At 63.7% G+C, this 19,029-nt stretch carries 16 protein-coding genes and 2 tRNA genes; 12 read left to right on the top strand and 6 right to left on the bottom strand.

What is annotated here, in order from left to right; translation table 11 throughout:
- Nucleotides 1–4 precede the first annotated feature (4 nt).
- From pstA to phoR, 5 genes are all read left to right on the top strand, one after another.
- Entirely contained in the window at nucleotides 5–892 is an 888-nt protein-coding gene (gene pstA / locus AC1DKD_RS04780) for a phosphate ABC transporter permease PstA (RefSeq protein ID WP_477111526.1), read from the top strand.
- A 53-nt stretch (nucleotides 893–945) separates the two neighbouring features.
- Complete coding sequence (gene pstB, locus AC1DKD_RS04775) at nucleotides 946–1,734, top strand: phosphate ABC transporter ATP-binding protein PstB (protein WP_006157701.1); 789 nt, start codon at nucleotides 946–948, stop codon at nucleotides 1,732–1,734.
- Nucleotides 1,735–1,790: 56 nt separating this feature from the next.
- Nucleotides 1,791–2,495 carry a phosphate signaling complex protein PhoU gene (gene phoU, locus AC1DKD_RS04770; protein ID WP_035860529.1) on the top strand — a complete coding sequence of 235 codons (705 nt, stop codon included), beginning with the start codon at nucleotides 1,791–1,793 and terminating at the stop codon, nucleotides 2,493–2,495.
- Nucleotides 2,496–2,521: 26 nt separating this feature from the next.
- Nucleotides 2,522–3,229, top strand: a complete 708-nt coding sequence (phoB, locus tag AC1DKD_RS04765; protein WP_441627446.1) for a phosphate regulon transcriptional regulator PhoB — start codon at nucleotides 2,522–2,524, stop codon at nucleotides 3,227–3,229.
- A gap of 171 nt (nucleotides 3,230–3,400) precedes the next feature.
- The gene (phoR, locus tag AC1DKD_RS04760) at nucleotides 3,401–4,744 is read left to right on the top strand and encodes a phosphate regulon sensor histidine kinase PhoR (protein ID WP_441627444.1); all 1,344 of its coding nucleotides are present in this window, start codon (nucleotides 3,401–3,403) and stop codon (nucleotides 4,742–4,744) included.
- A 119-nt stretch (nucleotides 4,745–4,863) separates the two neighbouring features.
- Here phoR and ppk1 read toward each other — a convergent pair whose 3' ends face one another.
- On the bottom strand, nucleotides 4,864–6,987 hold the full coding sequence (gene ppk1, locus AC1DKD_RS04755; protein WP_477103524.1) for a polyphosphate kinase 1: 2,124 nt from the start codon (nucleotides 6,985–6,987) through the stop codon (nucleotides 4,864–4,866).
- A gap of 147 nt (nucleotides 6,988–7,134) precedes the next feature.
- Between ppk1 and ppx the strand changes: the two genes are divergently transcribed.
- On the top strand, nucleotides 7,135–8,667 hold the full coding sequence (ppx, locus tag AC1DKD_RS04750; protein ID WP_441627440.1) for an exopolyphosphatase: 1,533 nt from the start codon (nucleotides 7,135–7,137) through the stop codon (nucleotides 8,665–8,667).
- A gap of 91 nt (nucleotides 8,668–8,758) precedes the next feature.
- On the opposite strand, the gene AC1DKD_RS04745 is transcribed toward ppx, so the two are convergent.
- The 4 genes from AC1DKD_RS04745 to AC1DKD_RS04730 all read right to left on the bottom strand — a co-directional run bounded on the left by AC1DKD_RS04745 (nucleotide 8,759) and on the right by AC1DKD_RS04730 (nucleotide 11,629).
- Nucleotides 8,759–9,613, bottom strand: coding sequence for a GNAT family N-acetyltransferase (locus tag AC1DKD_RS04745; RefSeq protein ID WP_081862006.1), 855 nt, complete (start codon nucleotides 9,611–9,613; stop codon nucleotides 8,759–8,761).
- 146 nt (nucleotides 9,614–9,759) lie between these two features.
- Nucleotides 9,760–10,236 carry a SixA phosphatase family protein gene (locus AC1DKD_RS04740; RefSeq protein ID WP_477143028.1) on the bottom strand — a complete coding sequence of 159 codons (477 nt, stop codon included), beginning with the start codon at nucleotides 10,234–10,236 and terminating at the stop codon, nucleotides 9,760–9,762.
- A gap of 348 nt (nucleotides 10,237–10,584) precedes the next feature.
- Nucleotides 10,585–10,806, bottom strand: a complete 222-nt coding sequence (gene infA, locus AC1DKD_RS04735) for a translation initiation factor IF-1 (protein WP_006157708.1) — start codon at nucleotides 10,804–10,806, stop codon at nucleotides 10,585–10,587.
- A 746-nt stretch (nucleotides 10,807–11,552) separates the two neighbouring features.
- Nucleotides 11,553–11,629, bottom strand: a tRNA-Pro gene (locus AC1DKD_RS04730).
- Nucleotides 11,630–12,024: 395 nt separating this feature from the next.
- Between AC1DKD_RS04730 and AC1DKD_RS04725 the strand changes: the two genes are divergently transcribed.
- The 3 genes from AC1DKD_RS04725 to AC1DKD_RS04715 all read left to right on the top strand — a co-directional run bounded on the left by AC1DKD_RS04725 (nucleotide 12,025) and on the right by AC1DKD_RS04715 (nucleotide 14,399).
- The gene (locus tag AC1DKD_RS04725) at nucleotides 12,025–13,242 is read left to right on the top strand and encodes a GGDEF domain-containing protein (RefSeq protein ID WP_441627437.1); all 1,218 of its coding nucleotides are present in this window, start codon (nucleotides 12,025–12,027) and stop codon (nucleotides 13,240–13,242) included.
- A gap of 103 nt (nucleotides 13,243–13,345) precedes the next feature.
- Nucleotides 13,346–13,422 (top strand) — tRNA-Arg (locus AC1DKD_RS04720).
- A gap of 89 nt (nucleotides 13,423–13,511) precedes the next feature.
- The gene (locus AC1DKD_RS04715; protein WP_477143027.1) at nucleotides 13,512–14,399 is read left to right on the top strand and encodes an alpha/beta hydrolase; all 888 of its coding nucleotides are present in this window, start codon (nucleotides 13,512–13,514) and stop codon (nucleotides 14,397–14,399) included.
- A 122-nt stretch (nucleotides 14,400–14,521) separates the two neighbouring features.
- On the opposite strand, the gene fabI is transcribed toward AC1DKD_RS04715, so the two are convergent.
- Nucleotides 14,522–15,310 (bottom strand): enoyl-ACP reductase FabI, encoded by a 789-nt coding sequence (fabI, locus tag AC1DKD_RS04710; RefSeq protein WP_035860500.1) that lies wholly within the window; start codon nucleotides 15,308–15,310, stop codon nucleotides 14,522–14,524.
- Between the two features lie 237 nt (nucleotides 15,311–15,547).
- Here fabI and AC1DKD_RS04705 point away from each other — a divergent pair, with 237 nt between their 5' ends.
- The 3 genes from AC1DKD_RS04705 to AC1DKD_RS04695 form a co-directional block, all read left to right on the top strand.
- Entirely contained in the window at nucleotides 15,548–17,428 is a 1,881-nt protein-coding gene (locus AC1DKD_RS04705; protein ID WP_477143026.1) for an extracellular solute-binding protein, read from the top strand.
- A gap of 18 nt (nucleotides 17,429–17,446) precedes the next feature.
- On the top strand, nucleotides 17,447–18,499 hold the full coding sequence (locus AC1DKD_RS04700; RefSeq protein ID WP_441627430.1) for a microcin C ABC transporter permease YejB: 1,053 nt from the start codon (nucleotides 17,447–17,449) through the stop codon (nucleotides 18,497–18,499).
- The coding region (locus AC1DKD_RS04695) for an ABC transporter permease family protein (protein WP_477143025.1) at nucleotides 18,496–19,029 on the top strand (534 nt) is incomplete at its 3' end. The genes AC1DKD_RS04700 and AC1DKD_RS04695, both read left to right, overlap by 4 nt.

Here is a 19,029-nt window from a genome sequence, read left to right as displayed (position 1 = left end):
CGCAATGTCTTCCTCCTCCTCCTCGATTCCGGCAGTCAGTCCGGATGCGGACTCAATGCGCAAGCGCCTGCAGGCGCGCCGCCGTCGCACCAATTTCTATGCGCTGACCGCGTCGCTGGGCGCCATGGGGTTTGGCCTGTTCTGGCTGGCCTGGATCCTGTGGACCACCATCTCGCTGGGGGTGGGCGGGCTGTCGATGGACCTGTTCACGCAGATGACGCCGGCGCCGAACACCGCCGGCGGCGGCTTGGCCAATGCAATCTACGGCAGTTTCGTGATGGTCGGGCTGGCCACGCTGTGCGGCACGCCGCTAGGCATCCTGGCTGGCATTTACCTGGCGGAATACGGCAAGACTTCGCCGCTGGCCAGCTTCATCCGCTTCATCAACGACATCCTGCTGTCGGCGCCATCGATCGTGATTGGCCTGTTCGTCTACGCGCTGGTGGTGACCCGCATGGGCCATTTCTCCGCCTGGGCAGGCATCTGCGCGCTGGCGCTGCTGCAGATCCCGATCGTGGTGCGTACCACGGAGAACATGCTGAACCTGGTCCCGAACGCACTGCGTGAGGCGGCCTTCGCCCTGGGCACGCCCAAGTGGAAGATGGTGCTGTCCATCACGGTGAAGTCGTCTTATGCGGGCATCGTCACCGGCGTGCTGCTGGCGGTGGCCCGCATCGCCGGCGAGACCGCGCCACTGCTCTTCACGGCCTTGTCCAACCAGTTCTGGACCAGCGACCTGAACAAGCCGATGGCGAACCTCCCGGTGACCATCTTCCGCTTCGCCATGAGCCCGTTTGTCGAATGGCAGCAACTGGCCTGGGCCGGCGTGTTCCTGATTACCGTTGGGGTGCTGGCGCTGAACATCCTGGCCCGCATTCTGTTCAAGAAATGACCAGCGGCGTGATAGCCACACGGCATTCCCGAAATTCCTTGCGAGAGACGAGCATGACCTCGACCGTCATCGACATTCCCGACACGACCCGCGCCAAGATCGACGTGCGCAACCTGAACTTCTACTATGGCCAGTTCCATGCGTTGAAGAACGTCAACATGTCGATCCCGGAGCGCAAAGTGACGGCCTTCATCGGCCCGTCCGGCTGCGGCAAGTCGACCCTGTTGCGTACCTTCAACAAGATGTACGCGCTCTACCCGGAGCAGCGAGCCGAGGGCGAGATCAACATGGACGGCGACAACCTGCTGACCGCCAAGCAGGACATCGCCCTGCTGCGCGCCAAGGTTGGCATGGTGTTCCAGAAGCCCACGCCGTTCCCCATGTCGATCTAYGACAATATTGCCTTCGGGGTGCGCTTGTTCGAGAAGCTGTCTCGCTCCGAGATGGACGACCGCGTTGAGTGGGCACTGTCCAAGGCTGCGTTGTGGAACGAGGCCAAGGACAAGCTCAACCAGTCGGGCTATGGTCTGTCGGGCGGGCAGCAGCAGCGCCTGTGCATCGCACGAGGCATCGCCATCCGCCCCGAAGTGCTCTTGCTTGACGAACCGTGCTCTGCTCTCGACCCGATTTCGACCGGGCGCATCGAAGAACTGATTGCGGAGCTGAAGGAYGAGTAYACGGTGGTSATCGTSACSCACAAYATGCAGCARGCCGCGCGCTGCTCGGACTACACCGCATATATGTATCTGGGTGAACTGATCGAATTCGGCGAGACCGAGAAGATCTTCATCAAGCCGCATCGCAAGGAAACCGAAGACTACATCACCGGCCGTTTCGGCTGATTTGAGCGTTGTGCACGTAACGCATAGCATGCAAATAGAGCGGCTAGGAGAACAACATGTCTGACAAGCACCTGTCGACCCAATTCGACGCCGACCTGAACGCCATCAGCACGAAGCTGCTGCAGATGGGCGGTCTGGTCGAGTCGCAGATCGAAATCGCCATGCGGGCGCTATCGGAGTTCGATGCCGATCTCGCCGACCAGGTGATCGCGCGCGAGCAGCAGCTCAACGCGCTCGAGCTCGAGATCGATGCCGATTGCGGCAATATCATCGCGCGCCGGCAACCGACCGCGCGCGACCTGCGCCTGGTGATGGCGATTTCCAAGACCATCACCAATCTGGAACGCGCCGGTGACGAGGCGGAGAAGATCGCCAAACGCACCAAGCACATCATGGAAGATTCGGGTGCCCACCAGATCAACTATTCCGAGGTGAAGCTCTCGGGCGATATGGCCATCGCGCTGCTGCGCCAGGCTCTGGACGCCTTTGCGCGCCTGGACACCGTGGCCGCGGCCCGGATCGTCAAGGAAGACAAAGCCATTGATGAAGAATTCCGCGCCTTTGTGCGCAAGCTCATCACCTACATGATGGAAGACCCGCGTACGATCTCGGTCGCGCTCGACTTCCTCTTCATCGCCAAGGCAATCGAGCGTATTGGCGATCACGCCAAGAACATCGCCGAATTCATCATCTACATCGTCAAGGGAACCGACGTCCGCCACGCCTCGCGTGAGGACATGGAGCGCGAAGCGCTGAGTTAAAACGGCGCCACTGCGGAGAAAACTACATGCCAAGCAGCATTCTTGTTGTCGAAGACGAACCGGCGATCGCCGAACTGATCGCGGTCAACCTGCAACACGCGGGACATTATCCGATCCGGGCCTACAACGCCGAGCAGGCACTGTCGCTGATGAGCGACGTGTTGCCGGACCTGGTGTTGCTCGACTGGATGCTCCCGGGGAAGTCGGGTGCAACCTTCGCCAAGGAACTGCGCAACAACGACCGTACCAAGCAGATTCCGATCATCATGCTGACCGCGCGCAGCGAGGAGCAGGATAAGATACTGGGGCTCGAGGCCGGCGCGGACGACTACGTCACCAAGCCGTTTTCCCCCAAGGAACTGCTGGCCCGCATCAAGGCCGTGTTGCGCCGCCGCGCACCGCAACTCACCGACGACGTGGTTGCCATCAATGGCCTGCGCCTCGATCCGGCCACGCACCGTGTCACCGGCCAGGACGAGACCGGGCTGATCAAGCTGGATCTGGGGCCCACCGAGTTCCGTCTGCTGCACTTCCTGATGACGCATCCGGAGCGCGTGCACAGCCGCTCGCAGCTGCTGGACCAGGTCTGGGGCGATCACGTGTTCGTCGAAGAGCGGACGGTCGACGTCCATATCAAGCGCCTGCGTGCCGCGCTGACGCCCGGCGGGTACAGCAATATGATCGAGACGGTGCGGGGCAGCGGGTACCGTCTGGCGCGCGCTCCCAGCCACTGACACCAGGCTTGCCACGTCGTCGCTGGCGTGGCGCCTGTCGCCGGGCGGGCGGCCGACCGCCGGCCGCTCGCTTGTTGCCTCGCTTGTGGCCTGTTTCTTGTGGCCTGTTTCGTGGCACACTCCACCGCATTCCCTGCGGTCCTGCCGCCTGCCTGACCTTCTTCCTTCTTCATGAACGTCATCTGGGCCCGTTCGGCGGCCATCCTGATCTTCCTGGCCCTGGCTTCGTCGGGGCTGTACTTCCTTGCCGGTCCCGTACCCGCGCTGGCCATGATGTGCGTCGCGCTGCTGGGACTCTTGCTCTACTACCTGTACCAGATCAACCGCCTGTGGAAAGTGCTCGATGCGCCGGCCTACGGCGAGATTCCCAGCGCGCTCGGGCTGTGGGGCGAGGTGTATTACCGCCTGCATCGGCTGGTCAAGCGGTGGCGTACCCAGGTGCTCCAGGTCGAGCAGCAACATACCCGCTTTATCCAGGCCATCCAGGCTTCGCCCAACGGCGTGTTGATGCTCGATGACGCCGACCAGATCGAGTGGTGCAACGACGTGGCCGAGCAGCACTTCGGCCTCAATGCGCGGCGGGACGTGCGCCAGCGCATTACCCACCTGATCCGGCGCCCCGAGTTCGTCCAGTATCTGCACCTGCAGCGTTTCGACGATCCGCTGCTGATGCGCGACATGGGCGAGCACAAGCGCAGCGTGATTGCCGTACAGATCCTGCCTTACGGGGAGAACCGCAAGCTGGTGCTGACGCACGACATCACCAAGCTGGAGAACACCGAGGCGATGCGCAGGGATTTCGTCGCCAATGTCTCGCACGAGTTGAAGACGCCGCTGACAGTGCTGACCGGCTTCCTGGAGACGGTGCGCGACCTGCCGGTATCGGAGCAGGATCGCAACCGCTATCTCGACATGATGCTGGTGCAGTCCATGCGCATGCAGCATCTGGTCGAGGACTTGCTGGTGCTGGCCAAACTGGAAAGCGACGAGCAGCCGCCGAGCCCGGAGCGCATCGACATGGCCGAACTGGTCGGGCACCTGGTGCATGACGCCGAGGCGCTGTCGCAGGGCGGCCATCAGGTGTCCGCGCAGATCGATCCGGCGGTGGTGATCCGCGGCGCGGAGCGGGAACTGCTATCGGCATTCGGCAACCTCGTTTCCAACGCGGTGCGCTATACGCCCGAGGGCGGGCGCATCGGCATCGCGCTGACGTACGAGAACGAGCACGCCATCTTCTCGGTCAGCGATACGGGCCTGGGCATCGCCGCCGACCACATCCCGCGCCTGACCGAGCGCTTCTACCGGGTCGATCGCAGCCGCTCGCGCGATACCGGCGGCACCGGCCTGGGGCTGGCCATCGTCAAGCACGTGCTGTCGCGCCATCATGCCGATCTGCGTATCACCAGCGAGGTAGGCCGCGGCAGCGTGTTCCGCGTGGTATTCCCGACCGATCGCAGTGGCTACGTGCCGGCCGCCGTGCCGCGCCCCGGCCAGTCGCCGCAGAAGGCAGCCTGACCAGGGCGATTCTCGGTGGTCAGTCGCCGGCCCAGACCGGAGGTTTGCGGCTGGCCCAGGGCATCGACTGCTCCAGTTCGCTGGACACGGCACGCCAGGCGTGCCGTGCCACCCGCGCCTCAGGCACTGCCGAACATGGCCAGCAAGTCGTGCTGGCTGACGTGGGGCTGCTTGGACTTGGTGTGCTTGCGTGTGTAGCTACCGTCTTCCTGCATGATCCAGGCGGAAGCATTGTCGCGCAGGTGAACGCGCAGGCTCTCGCTGATCACGCGCGCCTTCAGTGTCTTGTCCAGTACGGGGAAGGCGACCTCGACCCGGCGGAACAGGTTCCGGTCCATCCAGTCCGCGCTGGACAAGTAGACGACATCGGCACCGTCGGCCAGGAAGTAGTAGACGCGATGATGTTCCAGGAAGCGCCCGACAATCGAGCGTACCGTGATGTTCTCCGACATGCCCGGCACGCCCGGACGCAGCGCGCAAACCCCACGGATGATCAGGTCGATCTTCACGCCGGCGCGCGAAGCCTTGTACAGCTCATCGATGATAGACGGCTCCAGCAGCGCATTCATCTTGGCCATGATGTGCGAGCGCTTGCCGGCGCGGGCGTTGCGCGCTTCCGCGCGGATATGCTCGACCAGGTTGCTCTGCATGGTGAACGGCGACTGCCACAGATGGTTCAGCCGGATGGTGCCCGCGGTGCCGGTGAGCAGCTGAAACACATGCTGGACGTCCTCGCAGATCTGCTCGTTGGCGGTGAGCAGGCCGAAGTCGGTGTACAGCCGCGCGGTGCGCGGATGGTAGTTGCCGGTGCCCAGGTGCGCGTAGCGGCGCAGCTTGTACTGCTTGCTCTTGGCGCCGGCCAGTTCCCGGCGGACCATCAGCAGCATCTTGGCATGGCACTTGTGGCCGACTACGCCGTAGACCACGTGCGCGCCGGCGGACTCGAGCCGTTCGGCCCAGTTGATATTGGTTTCTTCGTCGAAGCGCGCCAGCAGTTCCACCACGACCGTGACTTCCTTGCCATTGCGGGCCGCGGTCATCAGCGCTTCCATCACCGGCGACTCGTTGCCGGTGCGATAGACAGTCTGCTTGATGGCCACCACGGCGGGATCGACTGCGGCCTGCTGCAGCAGGTCGAGCACCGAACTGAAGCTCTCGTAGGGGTGATGCAGCAGCACGTCCTGCTGGCGGATCGCGTCGAACATCGGCACGCCGGGCACGAATGCCTTGACCGGCGCCGGCACGTGGGGCGGGTACTTGAGGGCGGGGCGGTCGACCAGGTCGGGGATCTGCATCAGCCGCACCAGGTTGACGGGGCCGCTCACGCGGTAGACATCCTGCTCGCCCAGGCCGGATTCGAGCAGCAGTCGGCGCGCGATCGTCGGCGGTGTGTCGGAAGAGATTTCCAGGCGCACCGTGTCGCCAAAGTGGCGGGTGGGCAGCTCGCCCTGCAGCGCTTCGCGCAGGTCCGTGATATCGTCCTCGGACACAAACAGGTCAGAGTTGCGGGTGACGCGGAACTGATAGCAGCCGTTGACCTTGATGGCGGGGAACAACTCATGCACGAAGCCTTGCATGAAGGACGACAGCAGCACAAAGCCGTAGGGATAGCCCGAGAGCTCCTCGGGCATCCTGACCATGCGCGGCAGCGCGCGCGGCGCTTGCACGATGGCCAGGTCGGCCTCCCGGCCGAAGGCATCCTTGCCCGACAATTCAATGACAAAATTCAGGCTCTTGTTGAGTACCCGCGGGAAGGGGTGGGCCGGGTCCAGCGCGATCGGCGTCAGGACGGGGCCGAGTTCGCGCACGAAGAAACTGCGCGCCCATTCGCGTTGCGCCTCGTTCCAGGTGGAGGTCAGGTGAAAGAACACCCCTTCTTTCTCCAGCAGGGGGAAGATCACGTTTTGCAGCATGTCATACTGCATCGCCACCAGCGTTTGCACGCGTTCCGTTACGATCTGGTAAGCCTGCTGCAGCGAGAGCCCATCGGGGGTGATGCCGGACGGATTGTCACGCATCTGCTCCTTCAATCCGGCCATGCGGATCTCGAAGAACTCGTCCAGATTGCTTGATACGATACAGATGAACTTCAGACGTTCCAGCAACGGCACCTTGGCGTCAGCAGCCTGTGCCATCACTCGCGTATTGAATTCCAGAATGCCCAGTTCACGGTTGAGCAGCGTGCCAGGTGGGCTTGTCGACATTGGCATGACCTTCTTTTGGTAATGCGGCGACTTTTTCATAGATTGATGTCAAATTGATGACAAAGTGATTTTGTCACGATGCAGACATGATAAAGACATATTTTCCATGGTTGGGCAGCCTTGTTTCGCCCGATGCAATCTTTTGCGCCGCGGCTTGCGGCACCGACTAACATTCCCCCTACCGCGATGAACCAAACCCCTCGCTTGCTGGCCGCCGTCGATATGGGCTCCAACAGCTTCCGCCTGATGATCGGCCGGGTGGACGAGAGCCTGACCGCATCCGGGCCGGCCAGCCAGATTTTCCAGGTCGACGCGCTGCGCGAGCCCGTGCGCTTGGCTGCGGGCCTGACGCCCGACAAATACCTGGACCAGCCGGCTCGCCGCCGCGGCATCGACGCGCTGCGGCGTTTCGGCGACCGCTTGCGCGATTTCTCCGCGGACCATGTGCGTGCTGTGGCCACCAATACGCTGCGGGTGGCCAAGAACGCTTCGGAATTCCTCATCGAGGCCGAGCATGCGCTGGGATTCCCGATCGAGGTGATTGCCGGGCGGGAAGAGGCGCGGCTGATCTACCTGGGGGCCTCGCACGATGCGCCGGCCTGCGCGGGCAATCGGCTGGTGGTTGATATCGGTGGCGGTTCGACCGAGTTCATCATTGGCAGTGGCTACTCGTCCAAGCTGATGGAGAGCCTGTACATCGGCTGCGTCTCGCACAGCCGGCAATTCTTTCCCAGTGGCAACGTCGATGAATACGCGATGAAGCAGGCGGAACTGGCCGCGCGCCGGGAGATCCAGGTGCTGGTGCGCCAGTACCGCGCCGCCGGCTGGCAGCAGGCGGTGGGATCGTCCGGCACGGCGCGCGCGCTGGCTGAATTGATCGAGCTGAACGGCATGAACGACAACCCGGCCGAGCACGGCATCACCCGTGAAGGTCTGGAACGTCTCAAGCGCGCGCTGGTCAAGGCGGAGAACGCCAACCGGGTCAAGCTGGTCGGGCTGAAGGCGGACCGCATTCCCGTGTTGCCCGGCGGCCTGTCGATCATGCTCGGCGTGTTCGCCGAACTCGATATCGAGCGCATGGACGTGACCGATGGCGCGCTGCGCCTCGGCGTGCTGTACGACCTGCTCGGCCGCACGCATCACGAGGATATGCGCACCATTACCGTCGATCAGTTCATGCGACGCTATGGCGTGGACCGTGCCCAGGCGCAGCGCGTGCGACAGGCCGCGCTGGGCTTGCTGGCACAGTTTCCCGAGCCGCGCAATGAGCGCCGCGATGACAATCTTGCGCTGCTGGGCTGGGCTGGCGGGCTGCACGAGATCGGCATGACCATCTCGCACAGTGGCTATCACAAACACTCGGCGTATATCGCCACCCACGCCGACATGCCTGGCTTCTCCAAGACCGACCAGGCACGGCTGGCGACGCTACTGCTCGGACACGCCGGCAAGCTGGGCAAGCTGTCAGGCAGCGGGAAGTTCCTCGACTGGCGCATGCTGTTCAGCCTGCGCCTGGCCTTCGTGCTGTGCCGGCGCCGCGCCGACGAGCCGCTGCCGGAGATCACCGTTGGTCAGCGCTCGGACGAACTGGATGAGGGCTTCGAAGTCCGCTTGCCGAAGGCCTGGATCGAAGCCAATCCGCTGGTGGAATACAGCCTGGCGCAGGAAGCCGATGAGTGGGAACGTATCGGCAAGCGCTACAAGGTGGTCTACGCCTGAGCAAGAGGGCGGGGGCCGGCCGGCAGGCGGCCCCCGGTCAATGACCCGATGTTGCCTGTGCGAGCCAGCGCTCGCGCAGGAACTGTCCGGATCAGGCGCCGCGGTTCAGGCCGAGGAAATGGCGCGCGTAGCGGGGGTTCATATCGTTCACGCGCAGCAGCGTGAGGAAGTCCGCGACGTTGAAGTCGGGATCCCAGGCCGGCATGCCGCAAATGCGCGCGCCGAGCCGCAGGTAGCCCTTGATCAGTGCCGGCGGTTCCACCTCCAGCGTCTGGTTCAGCTCATCGATCGGCAAGGCCAGGCGCGGGAAGGCGTGGTATTCGATCGGCGCCAGGGCACGCTCCGCGAAGACGCGGTAAAGGCTGGCCGCATAGTGGCCGCCGTCGCTCATCGGCACGCTCGCGCATCCTAGCATCGACTCGATTCCCCAGCGCTGCAGGTACTCGCCAAGGCCCCCCCACAGCGCCATGATCACGCTGCCCGAACGGTAGTCCCGGTGCACGCAGGAGCGCCCCAGTTCGACCATCTTGGGTTTGAGGTGGGCCAGGCGCACCAGGTCGAATTCCGACTCGGCATAGAGGCAGCCGATGCGCTTGGCCTGGTGYGGCGCCATGACGCGGTACGTGCCGACCACCTTGAGCGTGGTCATGTCGCGCACGATCAGGTGGTCGCAATAGGCGTCGAACATATCCACGTCGAGTTCCGGCGTCGACGGGTTCAGCCTTGCGCCCATTTCTTCGGCAAAGACTTTGTAGCGCAGGCGTTGCGCCTCGACTACTTCGTCCTGGTGGCGCGCCCACGCCACGCTGAAAGCAGGCTGTTCATGCCCTTGTTCATTTGCCTGTGCAGGTTGCTGGCGATGAAGACGCCTCCGCGCCGAATGGCCGGAGAGGCCATTGGGCAAGGAATCGAACAACGGCTGGGTGGGCGTCGGTAGCTCTCGCATCAGTATGTCCTTACGGTGACGAAACTGTTGCGGTCGAATGTAGAGAGGGCAGGTGACAGTGCCGTGAAGCCGCTGTGACGGTTCGGTGACGATGGCCAGGCAAGTGGAGCCTGCCTGGCCCGGGAGGCAAGAAATCTCTGGAAAAGTCAGAGAAATTCAGGATTGATGACGGCCCGCAGCACCACCTGGGATTCGCTTTCGCGGGTGCGGCCCGATAGCCACCAGATGCCGCTCTTACGCACGCTCCAGTTCATCTCGGTGCCTGCCAGCATCAGGCTGGCAAGGCGGCCTAGCCACGGCTGGTGGCCTACGAGGACAGTGTGCTCGGCGCCCTGCGGCCAGTCGACCGCGGCCAGTACCGAACTGACGTCGGCGCCTGGAGCGAGCTCGGGCAATATCTCGGCGTTCTCCCGCAGGGCGGCGGCGGTCTCGCGGGTGCGCAGCGCCGGACTGCAGACAACACGCGTGCCGGCCGGAAGGTGCGCGCGCAGCCAGGCTGCCGAGGCATCCGCCTGCTTATGGCCGCGCCTTGTMAATGGGCGCTGCAGGTCGGCATTGCGGCTGAGGCCGAGCGAGCCAGGCAACTCTTCGGCTTCGGCATGGCGCCAAAGGATCAGATTCATGGGGGCGGGGTATTCGGACTAGGGGGGTGGCTTGAGTATGGCTACGCCTGCAGGTGCATGCAAGGCGGGCAAACACCGGCCAAACGGGCTTGCAGCATCGCAAGCCCGGATGACGCGCATGTGACGGGCACCTCATGCCAAGACCGCCGGAAACGCATACGGCGCCAGCACGTGGATGCCAGGCCTGGGGGATCAGGCCGGCGTTGCCACGGCGACGCTTCCGGCAGGCCCTTGCCGGTACCAAAGCGGTACCAATGGCCAGATGTTTCCCTGGGCCGGACCGCCGCTATGCGGTGCCCTGGGAGCGCGCTTGGCGCAACGCTCGCTGGCGGCGAGCGTGGAAGAAGATCAGACTTTGTGGCGGAAGTTAATGCGGCCCTTGGTCAAGTCGTAGGGCGACATTTCCAGCGTCACGCGGTCACCGGCCAGGATGCGGATGCGGTGTTTCTGCATCTTGCCCGAGGCATAGGCCCAGATTTCCACGCCGTTTTCCAGCGTTACGCGGTAACGATTGTCGGGCAGGGCTTCCGAGACAACGCCGCCAAATTCAATGAGTTCTTCCTTAGCCAATCTTCTTCCTTTACGGCAGCCTTGGGCTGCATGATTTAGGTAAATCCGGTGAGGCGAGCGCGGGCTTGCCGCCTGCTGACTCGCGAGGTCCGGGTGCCAGCAGTGACAAGCGCCGGCTTGCTTGGTTGCGCCTTGGAGTTGCGGGAGGCAAGCTGACCCGGACCGGCACGGCCGAAGCGCGTGCAACGTGGTCCACGTTAGGGAATCGCCAGGGGGCGCGTCAGTGCCCGGCCGATTGCCTTGCCGGTTGCGGCCCAAGCTAATGCGGCCGAGCTACCGTGATAGGCGCGGGGCAATGAAGCGGGCAAGATGTTCCCGGTGGCTTGCCGATACTGCGTCGCAGTATAAATTGCGGCTTGATTGCAGATTTCGGCAAGGGCGCCCGGTTACAGGGCATGCTGCATACACCCCGGGCTAACGCGCGATTATACCATGCCAGTGCTGCCCGGGCGTGGTGTGCTCTCGGGTACCTTGTTGGTTTCCACTCGCAAAAACACGAAAAAAAGCCCGCGGCCGGGTAGGTGACGGGCTAAAAGTGGTGTGGGCGTTCTGCGGATCCGCCCGCGATCAGTGTCGTCGTTCCGGCTCTCGCGGGGCATCCCATGTTTATGGCATTGCCATGGAATTGGTGCGGCGCAGTGGAGGGGGCGGCAGGCGAGTGGCCGAGATTCGGCCCATGTACCAACAGTGGACGAAAAAAAGGCTTAGACCCTATGGTCTAAGCCTTTGATCATATTGCCAAATACTGGTCGGGGCGACATGATTCGAACATGCGACCCTCTGATCCCAAATCAGATGCGCTACCAGGCTGCGCTACGCCCCGAAGCGTCGGATTGTAGCCCGGCTGGGGGGCACGGGTCAAATTTTACTTTTGCACCGGCCGCGCATGGCGCTGGCCGGTGCCGGTAGCGCTGCCGTATTCGATGGGTAAGGTTCGCTTGACTTGGTCGCAAGCGCTGACATAATCCGCACACCGCAGCGGCCAGACCCCGCGCCCGGTCAGGCGCAAGGGGAAGCGTGCCGCCTGCCGGACTGGCGCCGAGCATGAAAACAAGAGTGCCCTCGCCACGATCGCGAGGCCCAGCCCTCGTCCGCCGGGGCGCATGAAGTCGGTCAGATGCGTAAAAAGAATGAATGGCGAAAACCTTGGGTCCGCGCGGGTCCTGGGGCGCAAGGTGGCGTGATGGAACGCCACCTGCCAAGTTGGACGGGGAAATCATGTTTCAGTCGCAAGTTAGTATGCTCGTCGCGGGTCTATTCGGGTTGCAGATGGCAGTGGTATTCGCCGTCTTGCAGCGCACACCGGGTATGGGCCGGGCGGGCTTGAATTCCTGGGCGGTTGGCGACCTGTTGGTAACGGCCGCCACGGTCTTGCTTGCCGCGCATGACTATCTGCCGGAATGGCTGACGCTCAATCTGGCGGACATGGTCATGACCGCGGCGCTGTCCTTGATGGTTTACGGCACGCGCTGCTTCTTCGGCAGGCGTGGGCGCGCGGGCGCACTCTGCCTGCTGAATCTTGCGGTGCTGGCCGGTGCGGTCTACTTCGATTGGTCGGGGGCGCCGCCATCGGGGCCGGCGCTGCTCTTCGCCCTGGCCAATATCTATCTTCCGCTCGCGTTGCTGCGCGTCGTGGCGGCGCAAGTGCCGGCCAAGCGCGGCACCGGGCGGCTGGCGGCGCTGTCGCTTGGGTTGATCGCGCTCGCCTGCGCGGGTATGGGCGTCTATCAGGCAGCCGACCTGGCCCTGCTTCCTGCCGGGCTCGCCTGGCTGGCGAAGGGGCCACCCGAGGGAACGTTCACCCTCCTGCACGCCTTCGGCATCGTCAGCCTGTCGGTCAGCTTCGCGCTGATGGCCCACGACAGCCTGCGCCGCCGGCTCGAGCATCGCGCCAGTTATGACGATCTTACCGATTTGCTGACGCGCGGCGCTTACTGGGAGGCGCTGGAGGATGCCTGCAAGCAGGCGGACCGCCTGCAACGTCCTTTGACCGTGGCCTTCATCGATCTTGATCACTTCAAGGCCATCAACGATCTCTACGGCCACCTCGCCGGCGACAGCGTGCTGCGCCACTTCAGCGGGTTGCTGCGCAAGTCGGTGCGCACGGGCGATTTCGTCGGCCGGCTGGGTGGGGAAGAGTTCGGCATCGTGATGCCCGATGCGTCACTGGACCAGGGGCGGGCGATCAGCTTGCGGTTGAATATGCTGGTGCGCGCAACGCCATGCCCGTCCGAGCCGGATGCGATCTCCTACACGGTCAGCGTCGGCATGGCCGAGCGGCTGCCGGGAGAGGGCGCGGATGCGCTGATGCGCCGAGCCGACAATGCCCTCTACGACGCCAAGACAATGGGTCGGAATTGCGTTTCCACGCAGCCCGTCGAGCGAATTGCCGGCATGGCAAAGACACCGCGCATGCGGATTTCGCAGGCATCGTGACGATTGCCTGTRCGGCGCGCCGTGTCGGGGCGGTAGGATAGGCTGCGGCTCTGAGGTAGAATACCGGGCTTCGTATCGGTAGTCTTCAGCAGTTTCCACGTATCCGCCCTTAGCTCAGTTGGATAGAGCACTCGCCTTCTAAGCGAGCGGTCACACGTTCGAATCGTGTAGGGCGGGCCACCTTCTCCCGCATTCCCCACAAGTCCGGATTAAGATTCCAGGGTTGAGCCGCGGTTTTTGGCCACGGTCTCGTTTCCCGAGGTGTCCCCATGGCAAAGTCCCCGGCAGGCAGTGCCAGGAAGCTGCGTCAATGGTTGGCCGGCGGCGCCTGCCTGTTGTTGCTGGCTGCTGCTGCCCGCCATGCCTTGTTCCTGGCCGTTGAACGTGATGCGTTCGAACCCAAGCCGGCCGGCTCCGCCGATGCCATGACCCCCGACCGCCTGGGCGCCCCGTCACGCCAGTTCGCTTTTTCCAGCGGGGCGCGCACGTTGCGCGGCTCTTGCGTATTGGTGCAGGCAGCCGAGGCGCCTGCCGTGCTGATCTATCACGGCGACGAGGAGAACCTGTCCGACTGGGCCAGCGCCCAGGCGCTGCTTTACCGTAACGGTGTTTCTTCCTGTGTGTTCGACTACAGCGGCTACGGCGCCAGCGACGGCAAGCCCGGCGTTGTCAACCTGCATGAAGATGGCGTGGCCGCTTACGGGCAGTTCCTTGCCGCTACGCCGTTGTCGTCCCGGCGCTATGTGATGGGATTTTCGCTGGGCTCAGCGGTGCTGCTTGATGTGATATCCACATTGCGCCCGGCGCCGGCTGGCCTGGTGATTGCCGCCGGATTCACGTCCGCGCGCGAGGCGGCGGTGGTGACAGGGCGGGTGCCGGCGTGGTTGGCGCGGCTGTTGCCCGAGCCGTGGGACAACGAGATGCACTTGCGTAATTTGCAGTTGYCGCTGCTGCTTGTGCACAGCCGCGCGGATGAGGTGATTCCCTTCGCGCATGCCGAGCGGCTGGAGCGTGCCGCCGCGGGGGCGCGGCGACTGGTGGCGTTGCCGGCGTTGCCGCACGATGCGGCGATCGAACCGGAGCGTCAGGATGCCTTCTGGGCGCCGATCATTGCTTATCTGCGCTCGGGTCTCCTGCCCGCGCCGGGCCCCGATTAGTTGGCGCGTGCCATGCGCGGTGGTCCCGGTGCCAGCTCGCCGCAGGCACTAAAAAGGGGCGCCGGCCAAAGCCGGGCGCCCCTTTTTTGCGATGGCCGGCCGCCCAGGCGGCCGCACCCGGATTACGCTTCTTCGGGCAGGCTCGCGCCCACCGTGTTGAAGCCGGCGTCGACGTAGGTGATCTCGCCGGTCACACCGCTGGCCAGGTCGGACAGCAGGAATGCGGCCACGTTGCCGACCTCGTCGATGGTCACATTTCGGCGCAGCGGCGCTGCTTCCTCGATATGGCCCAGCAGCTTGCCGAAGCCCTTGATGCCGGAGGCAGCCAGGGTCTTGATCGGGCCCGCCGAGATGCCGTTGGCACGGATGCCGCGCGGGCCTACCGAGGCGGCCAGGTAGCGCACGCTGGCTTCCAGCGAGGCTTTGGCCAGGCCCATGGTGTTGTAGTTCGGCACCACGCGCTCCGCGCCCAGATAGGTCAGCGTCAGCAGCGAGGCCTTGTCCGACAGCATGGGCAGTGCGGCCTTGGCCAGCGCCGGGAAGCTGTAGGCGGAAATGTCGTGCGCCACGCGGAAGGATTCGCGCGAGAGGCCCTCGAGGAAGTCGCCGGCGATCGCTTCGCGCGGTGCGAAGCCGATCGAGTGCACCAGCCCGTCGAGCTTGTCCCAGCTCTGGCCCAGTGCGGCGAAGGTGGCGGCGATTTGCTCGTCGCTGCCGACATCGCATTCGAACACCAGACTGCTGCCAAACTCCTTGGCAAAATCGTTGATGCGGTCCTTGAAACGCTCGCCGACATAAGTAAAGGCGAGTTCCGCGCCTTCGCGCTTGCAGGCCGATGCGATGCCATAGGCAATCGAGCGGTTGGACAGCAAGCCGGTAATCAGGATTCGCTTACCTGCGAGAAATCCCATAACTTCTCCAATGATGTTCGAGGTGGACGGGCACGGTTCGTGCAATCGCGTCCGGGTTGCAGCGCGCGCCGCGGTGGCTGCTTGGCAGCAGGCTGACGACCGGCAAACTAGCGGTGCCGCGTACTGGAATGTCCGGATGGCTGAATGCCGGCCGAACCCATGTAAAATTGTCTCATAACTTGACCGCGCCGCAGACGGCCGCGGACGAATCCGATTCAGGTGGAGGACCCCAACCGGATGTCTATTCGCGCACGTAGACCGCTTCAGGCGGCATGGCAGCGCTTCCGCACGATTGCGGCGCTGGGCTGTGGACTAGTAGCCCTGTGTGCCGCGGGTTTTCCCTTATCCGCTGGCGCGGCCCATGGTTTCGCGCAGTATGGCGGCCTCAAGTATCCCGCCGACTTCACCCATTTCGATTACGTCAATCCGGACGCGCCACGCGGCGGCACGCTGACGCTCGCGAATCCGGATCGCCGCACCAGCTTCGACAAGTTCAACCCGTTTACGCTCAAGGGTACCTCCGCCCCCGGCGTGAATTCGCTGATGTTCGAATCCCTGCTGATCGCCAGCGCCGACGAAACCGCCAGCGCCTATGGCTTGCTGGCCGACGACGTGACCGTGGCGGCGGACGAGCTGTCCGTCTCCTTTCACATTCGGCCGCAGGCGCGCTTCAGCAACGGCGATCCGGTGCTGGCCAGCGATGTCAAGTATTCCTACGACATGCTGATGAGCAAGGCATCCAGCCCAGGCTACCGCAGCATGTGCACCGATGTGAAAGCCGTCACTGTGGTGGRTCCGCACACGGTGCGCTTCGATTTCAAGCAGCGCAATGTCGAGTTGCCGCTGATTGTCGGTTCGCTGCCGGTCTTTTCGAAGAAGTGGACCGCCACGGTACCGTTCGACAAGCTGACCTTCGAGGATCCCGTGGCCAGCGGGCCCTACCTGATCGAGCGCTACGATGCCGGGCGCGGCATCAGTTTCAAGCGCAATCCAGCCTATTGGGGCAAGGACCTGGCGGTGCGGCGCGGCACCTTTAACTTCGATCGCGTGGTCTACCGCCTCTACAAGGACGAGACCGCCAAGCTGGAAGCCTTCAAGGCCGGCGAGTTCGACGCCATCGTCGAGTACAAGGCCAAGAGCTGGGCCAAGAGCTATGAGGGCAAGCGCTTTAGCAACGGCGAGTTGGTGAAGACCGATTTTCCGCATCGCAACGGAGCCGGCATGCAAGGCTTCGTCATGAATATGCGCAAGCCGGTGTTCCAGGATGTGCGGGTCAGGCAAGCCATGATCCTGGCGCTGGATTTCGAGTGGCTGAACCGCCAGCTTTTCTACGGTGCTTACCGGCGTCTCGATAGCTGGTTCTCCAACAGCGAACTGGCAGCCAGTGCCACCTTCGACGGCCGGCCAGGCCCCGGCGAGCTGGCGCTGCTGGAGCCGCTGCGCACACAGTTGGCGCCGGAGGTATTCGGGCCTATCGTGACGATGCCTACCACCAATCCGCCGCGCTCCCTGCGGGACAACCTGCGCGAGGCGCGCAGGTTGCTGGCGCAGGCGGGGTGGACCTACACGGATGGTGCGCTGCGCAATGCCAAGGGTGAACCTTTCGTCTTCGAGTTCCTGGATGACGGCGGCGCCATGAGCCGCGTCATTACCACTTATGTGCGCAACCTGGAAAAGCTGGGCATGGAGGTGAACCAGCGCACCACCGATTTCGCGCTATACCAGAAGCGGTTGGAGGACTTCGACTTCGATATGGTGTCGATCCGCTTCCCGGATTCGCAGAGCCCCGGCAACGAACTGCGCGACCGCTTCAACAGCGAAGCCGCAGGCACGCCCGGTTCCGATAATCTGTTCGGCCTGAAATCGCCCGCCATCGACCGGTTGGTGGACAATGTCCTGCACGCCCATACGCGCGAGGAACTGGTCAACGCCGGGCGCGCGCTGGACCGCGTGCTGATGCACGGCTACTACATCGTGCCCAACTGGTATAGCGCCTCGCACCGGGTGTCATATCGGAAAGAGCTGGTCTATCCGCAGCGCTTGCCGCACTACTACACGGCCGAAGGCTGGATACTGAGCGATTGGTGGCGTGCCGACACCAAGCCGGCCGCTCAATAAGCGCGACAAGGAAACAAGATGCTCGCCTATCTGCTCAAGCGCGTATTGCTGATGATCCCGACCCTGATCGGCGTCATCACCCTCACCTTCGCGGTGATCCAGTTCGTGCCGGGGGGGCCGGTCGAGCAGATGATGCTCGAGCTCAAGGGCAGGGGAGGCGGTGGCGGCGAGGCCAGCGGCGGCGGCGCGGAATACCGCGGCCGGCGCGGCGTGGACCCCGAGAAGATCAAGGAGATCCAGGCCCTGTACGGCTTYGACAAGCCGCCGCTGGAGCGCTACTTCATGATGCTCAAGCGCTTCGCCCAGTTCGACCTGGGGCAGAGCTATTTCCAGCACCGCAGCGTGTGGGAGCTGGTGAAGTCGAAGATGCCGGTCTCCGTCAGCCTGGGTCTATGGACCTTCTTCCTGACCTACCTGATATCGGTGCCGCTCGGTATCTCCAAGGCGATCCGGGCGGGCAGCCGCTTCGATGTGGTGACCAGCATGGTGGTGCTGGTGGGCTATGCCATTCCCGGCTTCGTGCTGGGTGTGTTGCTGCTGGTGCTGTTCGGGGGCGGCACGTTCGTGCAGTGGTTCCCGCTGCGCGGGCTCACGTCGGACAACTGGGAGCAGCTCTCGCTGATGGGCAAGGTAATGGATTACCTTTGGCACCTGGTGCTGCCGATCACCGCATCGGTGGTGGGCAGTTTTGCCGTGGTTACCATGCTGACCAAGAACGCTTTCCTCGAAGAGATTCGCAAGCAATACGTGCTGACCGCCCGCGCCAAGGGCCTGGCGGAGCGGCGCGTGCTGTGGAAGCACATCTTCCGCAACGCGCTGATCCCGCTTGTGACCGGTTTCCCGGCGGCCTTTATCGGTGCTTTCTTCACGGGTTCCCTGCTGATCGAAACGCTGTTCTCGCTCGACGGACTCGGCCTGCTGTCCTATGAGGCCGTGCTGCGGCGCGATTACCCGGTCGTGCTGGGCACGCTCTACCTGTTCACCCTGATCGGCCTGGTGACCCGGCTGATTTCCGATGTCTGCTATGTGATGGTCGACCCGCGCATCCACTTCGAGGCAGTGCACCGATGAAATTCCGCTCGCGCACGCTCCCCAACGGGCTGCCGCATTCGCCCTCGCCGCGCCAGCGAGCCTGGCAGCGGTTTCGCCGCAATCGCCTCGGCTACTGGAGCCTGATCCTCTTTGTTGCCATCTTCCTCCTCAGCCTGGTTGCCGAGACCTTGTCGAGCGACAGGCCGCTGGTGGTGAAGTACAAGGGCGAATGGTATTTCCCCATCGTCAAGACCTACGCCGAGAACACCTTCGACGGAGACTTTCCTACCAGGGCGGACTACCTCGATCCCTTTATCCGCGACCGCATCACCAGCAATGGCAATTTCGCGATCTTTCCGCCCAACCGCTATTCGTACGATTCGATCAACTATTTCTCCAAGGAACCCAATCCGGCGCCGCCTTCGGCGGAGAACTGGCTGGGTACCGACGACCGCGGGCGCGACGTGCTGGCACGGCTGCTCTACGGCTTTCGCGTCTCCGTGCTGTTCAGCCTGGCCCTGACCCTGATCGGCGTGGTGATCGGCACCCTGACGGGCGCCCTGATGGGC

Source organism: Cupriavidus sp. 05T313 (assembly GCF_056396665.1).
This window is presented reverse-complemented; position numbering and strand designations above follow the sequence as displayed.

What these genes read in the sequence shown, in the direction of transcription:
- AC1DKD_RS04725 (WP_441627437.1), top strand. Translation starts at nt 12,025, where the DNA reads ATGTTTCAGTCGCAAGTTAGTATGCTCGTCGCGGGTCTATTCGGGTTG.
- ppk1 (WP_477103524.1), bottom strand. Translation starts at nt 6,987, where the DNA reads ATGAAAAAGTCGCCGCATTACCAAAAGAAGGTCATGCCAATGTCGACA.
- fabI (WP_035860500.1), bottom strand. Translation starts at nt 15,310, where the DNA reads ATGGGATTTCTCGCAGGTAAGCGAATCCTGATTACCGGCTTGCTGTCC.
- pstA (WP_477111526.1), top strand. Translation starts at nt 5, where the DNA reads ATGTCTTCCTCCTCCTCCTCGATTCCGGCAGTCAGTCCGGATGCGGAC.
- phoB (WP_441627446.1), top strand. Translation starts at nt 2,522, where the DNA reads ATGCCAAGCAGCATTCTTGTTGTCGAAGACGAACCGGCGATCGCCGAA.
- phoR (WP_441627444.1), top strand. Translation starts at nt 3,401, where the DNA reads ATGAACGTCATCTGGGCCCGTTCGGCGGCCATCCTGATCTTCCTGGCC.
- phoU (WP_035860529.1), top strand. Translation starts at nt 1,791, where the DNA reads ATGTCTGACAAGCACCTGTCGACCCAATTCGACGCCGACCTGAACGCC.
- ppx (WP_441627440.1), top strand. Translation starts at nt 7,135, where the DNA reads ATGAACCAAACCCCTCGCTTGCTGGCCGCCGTCGATATGGGCTCCAAC.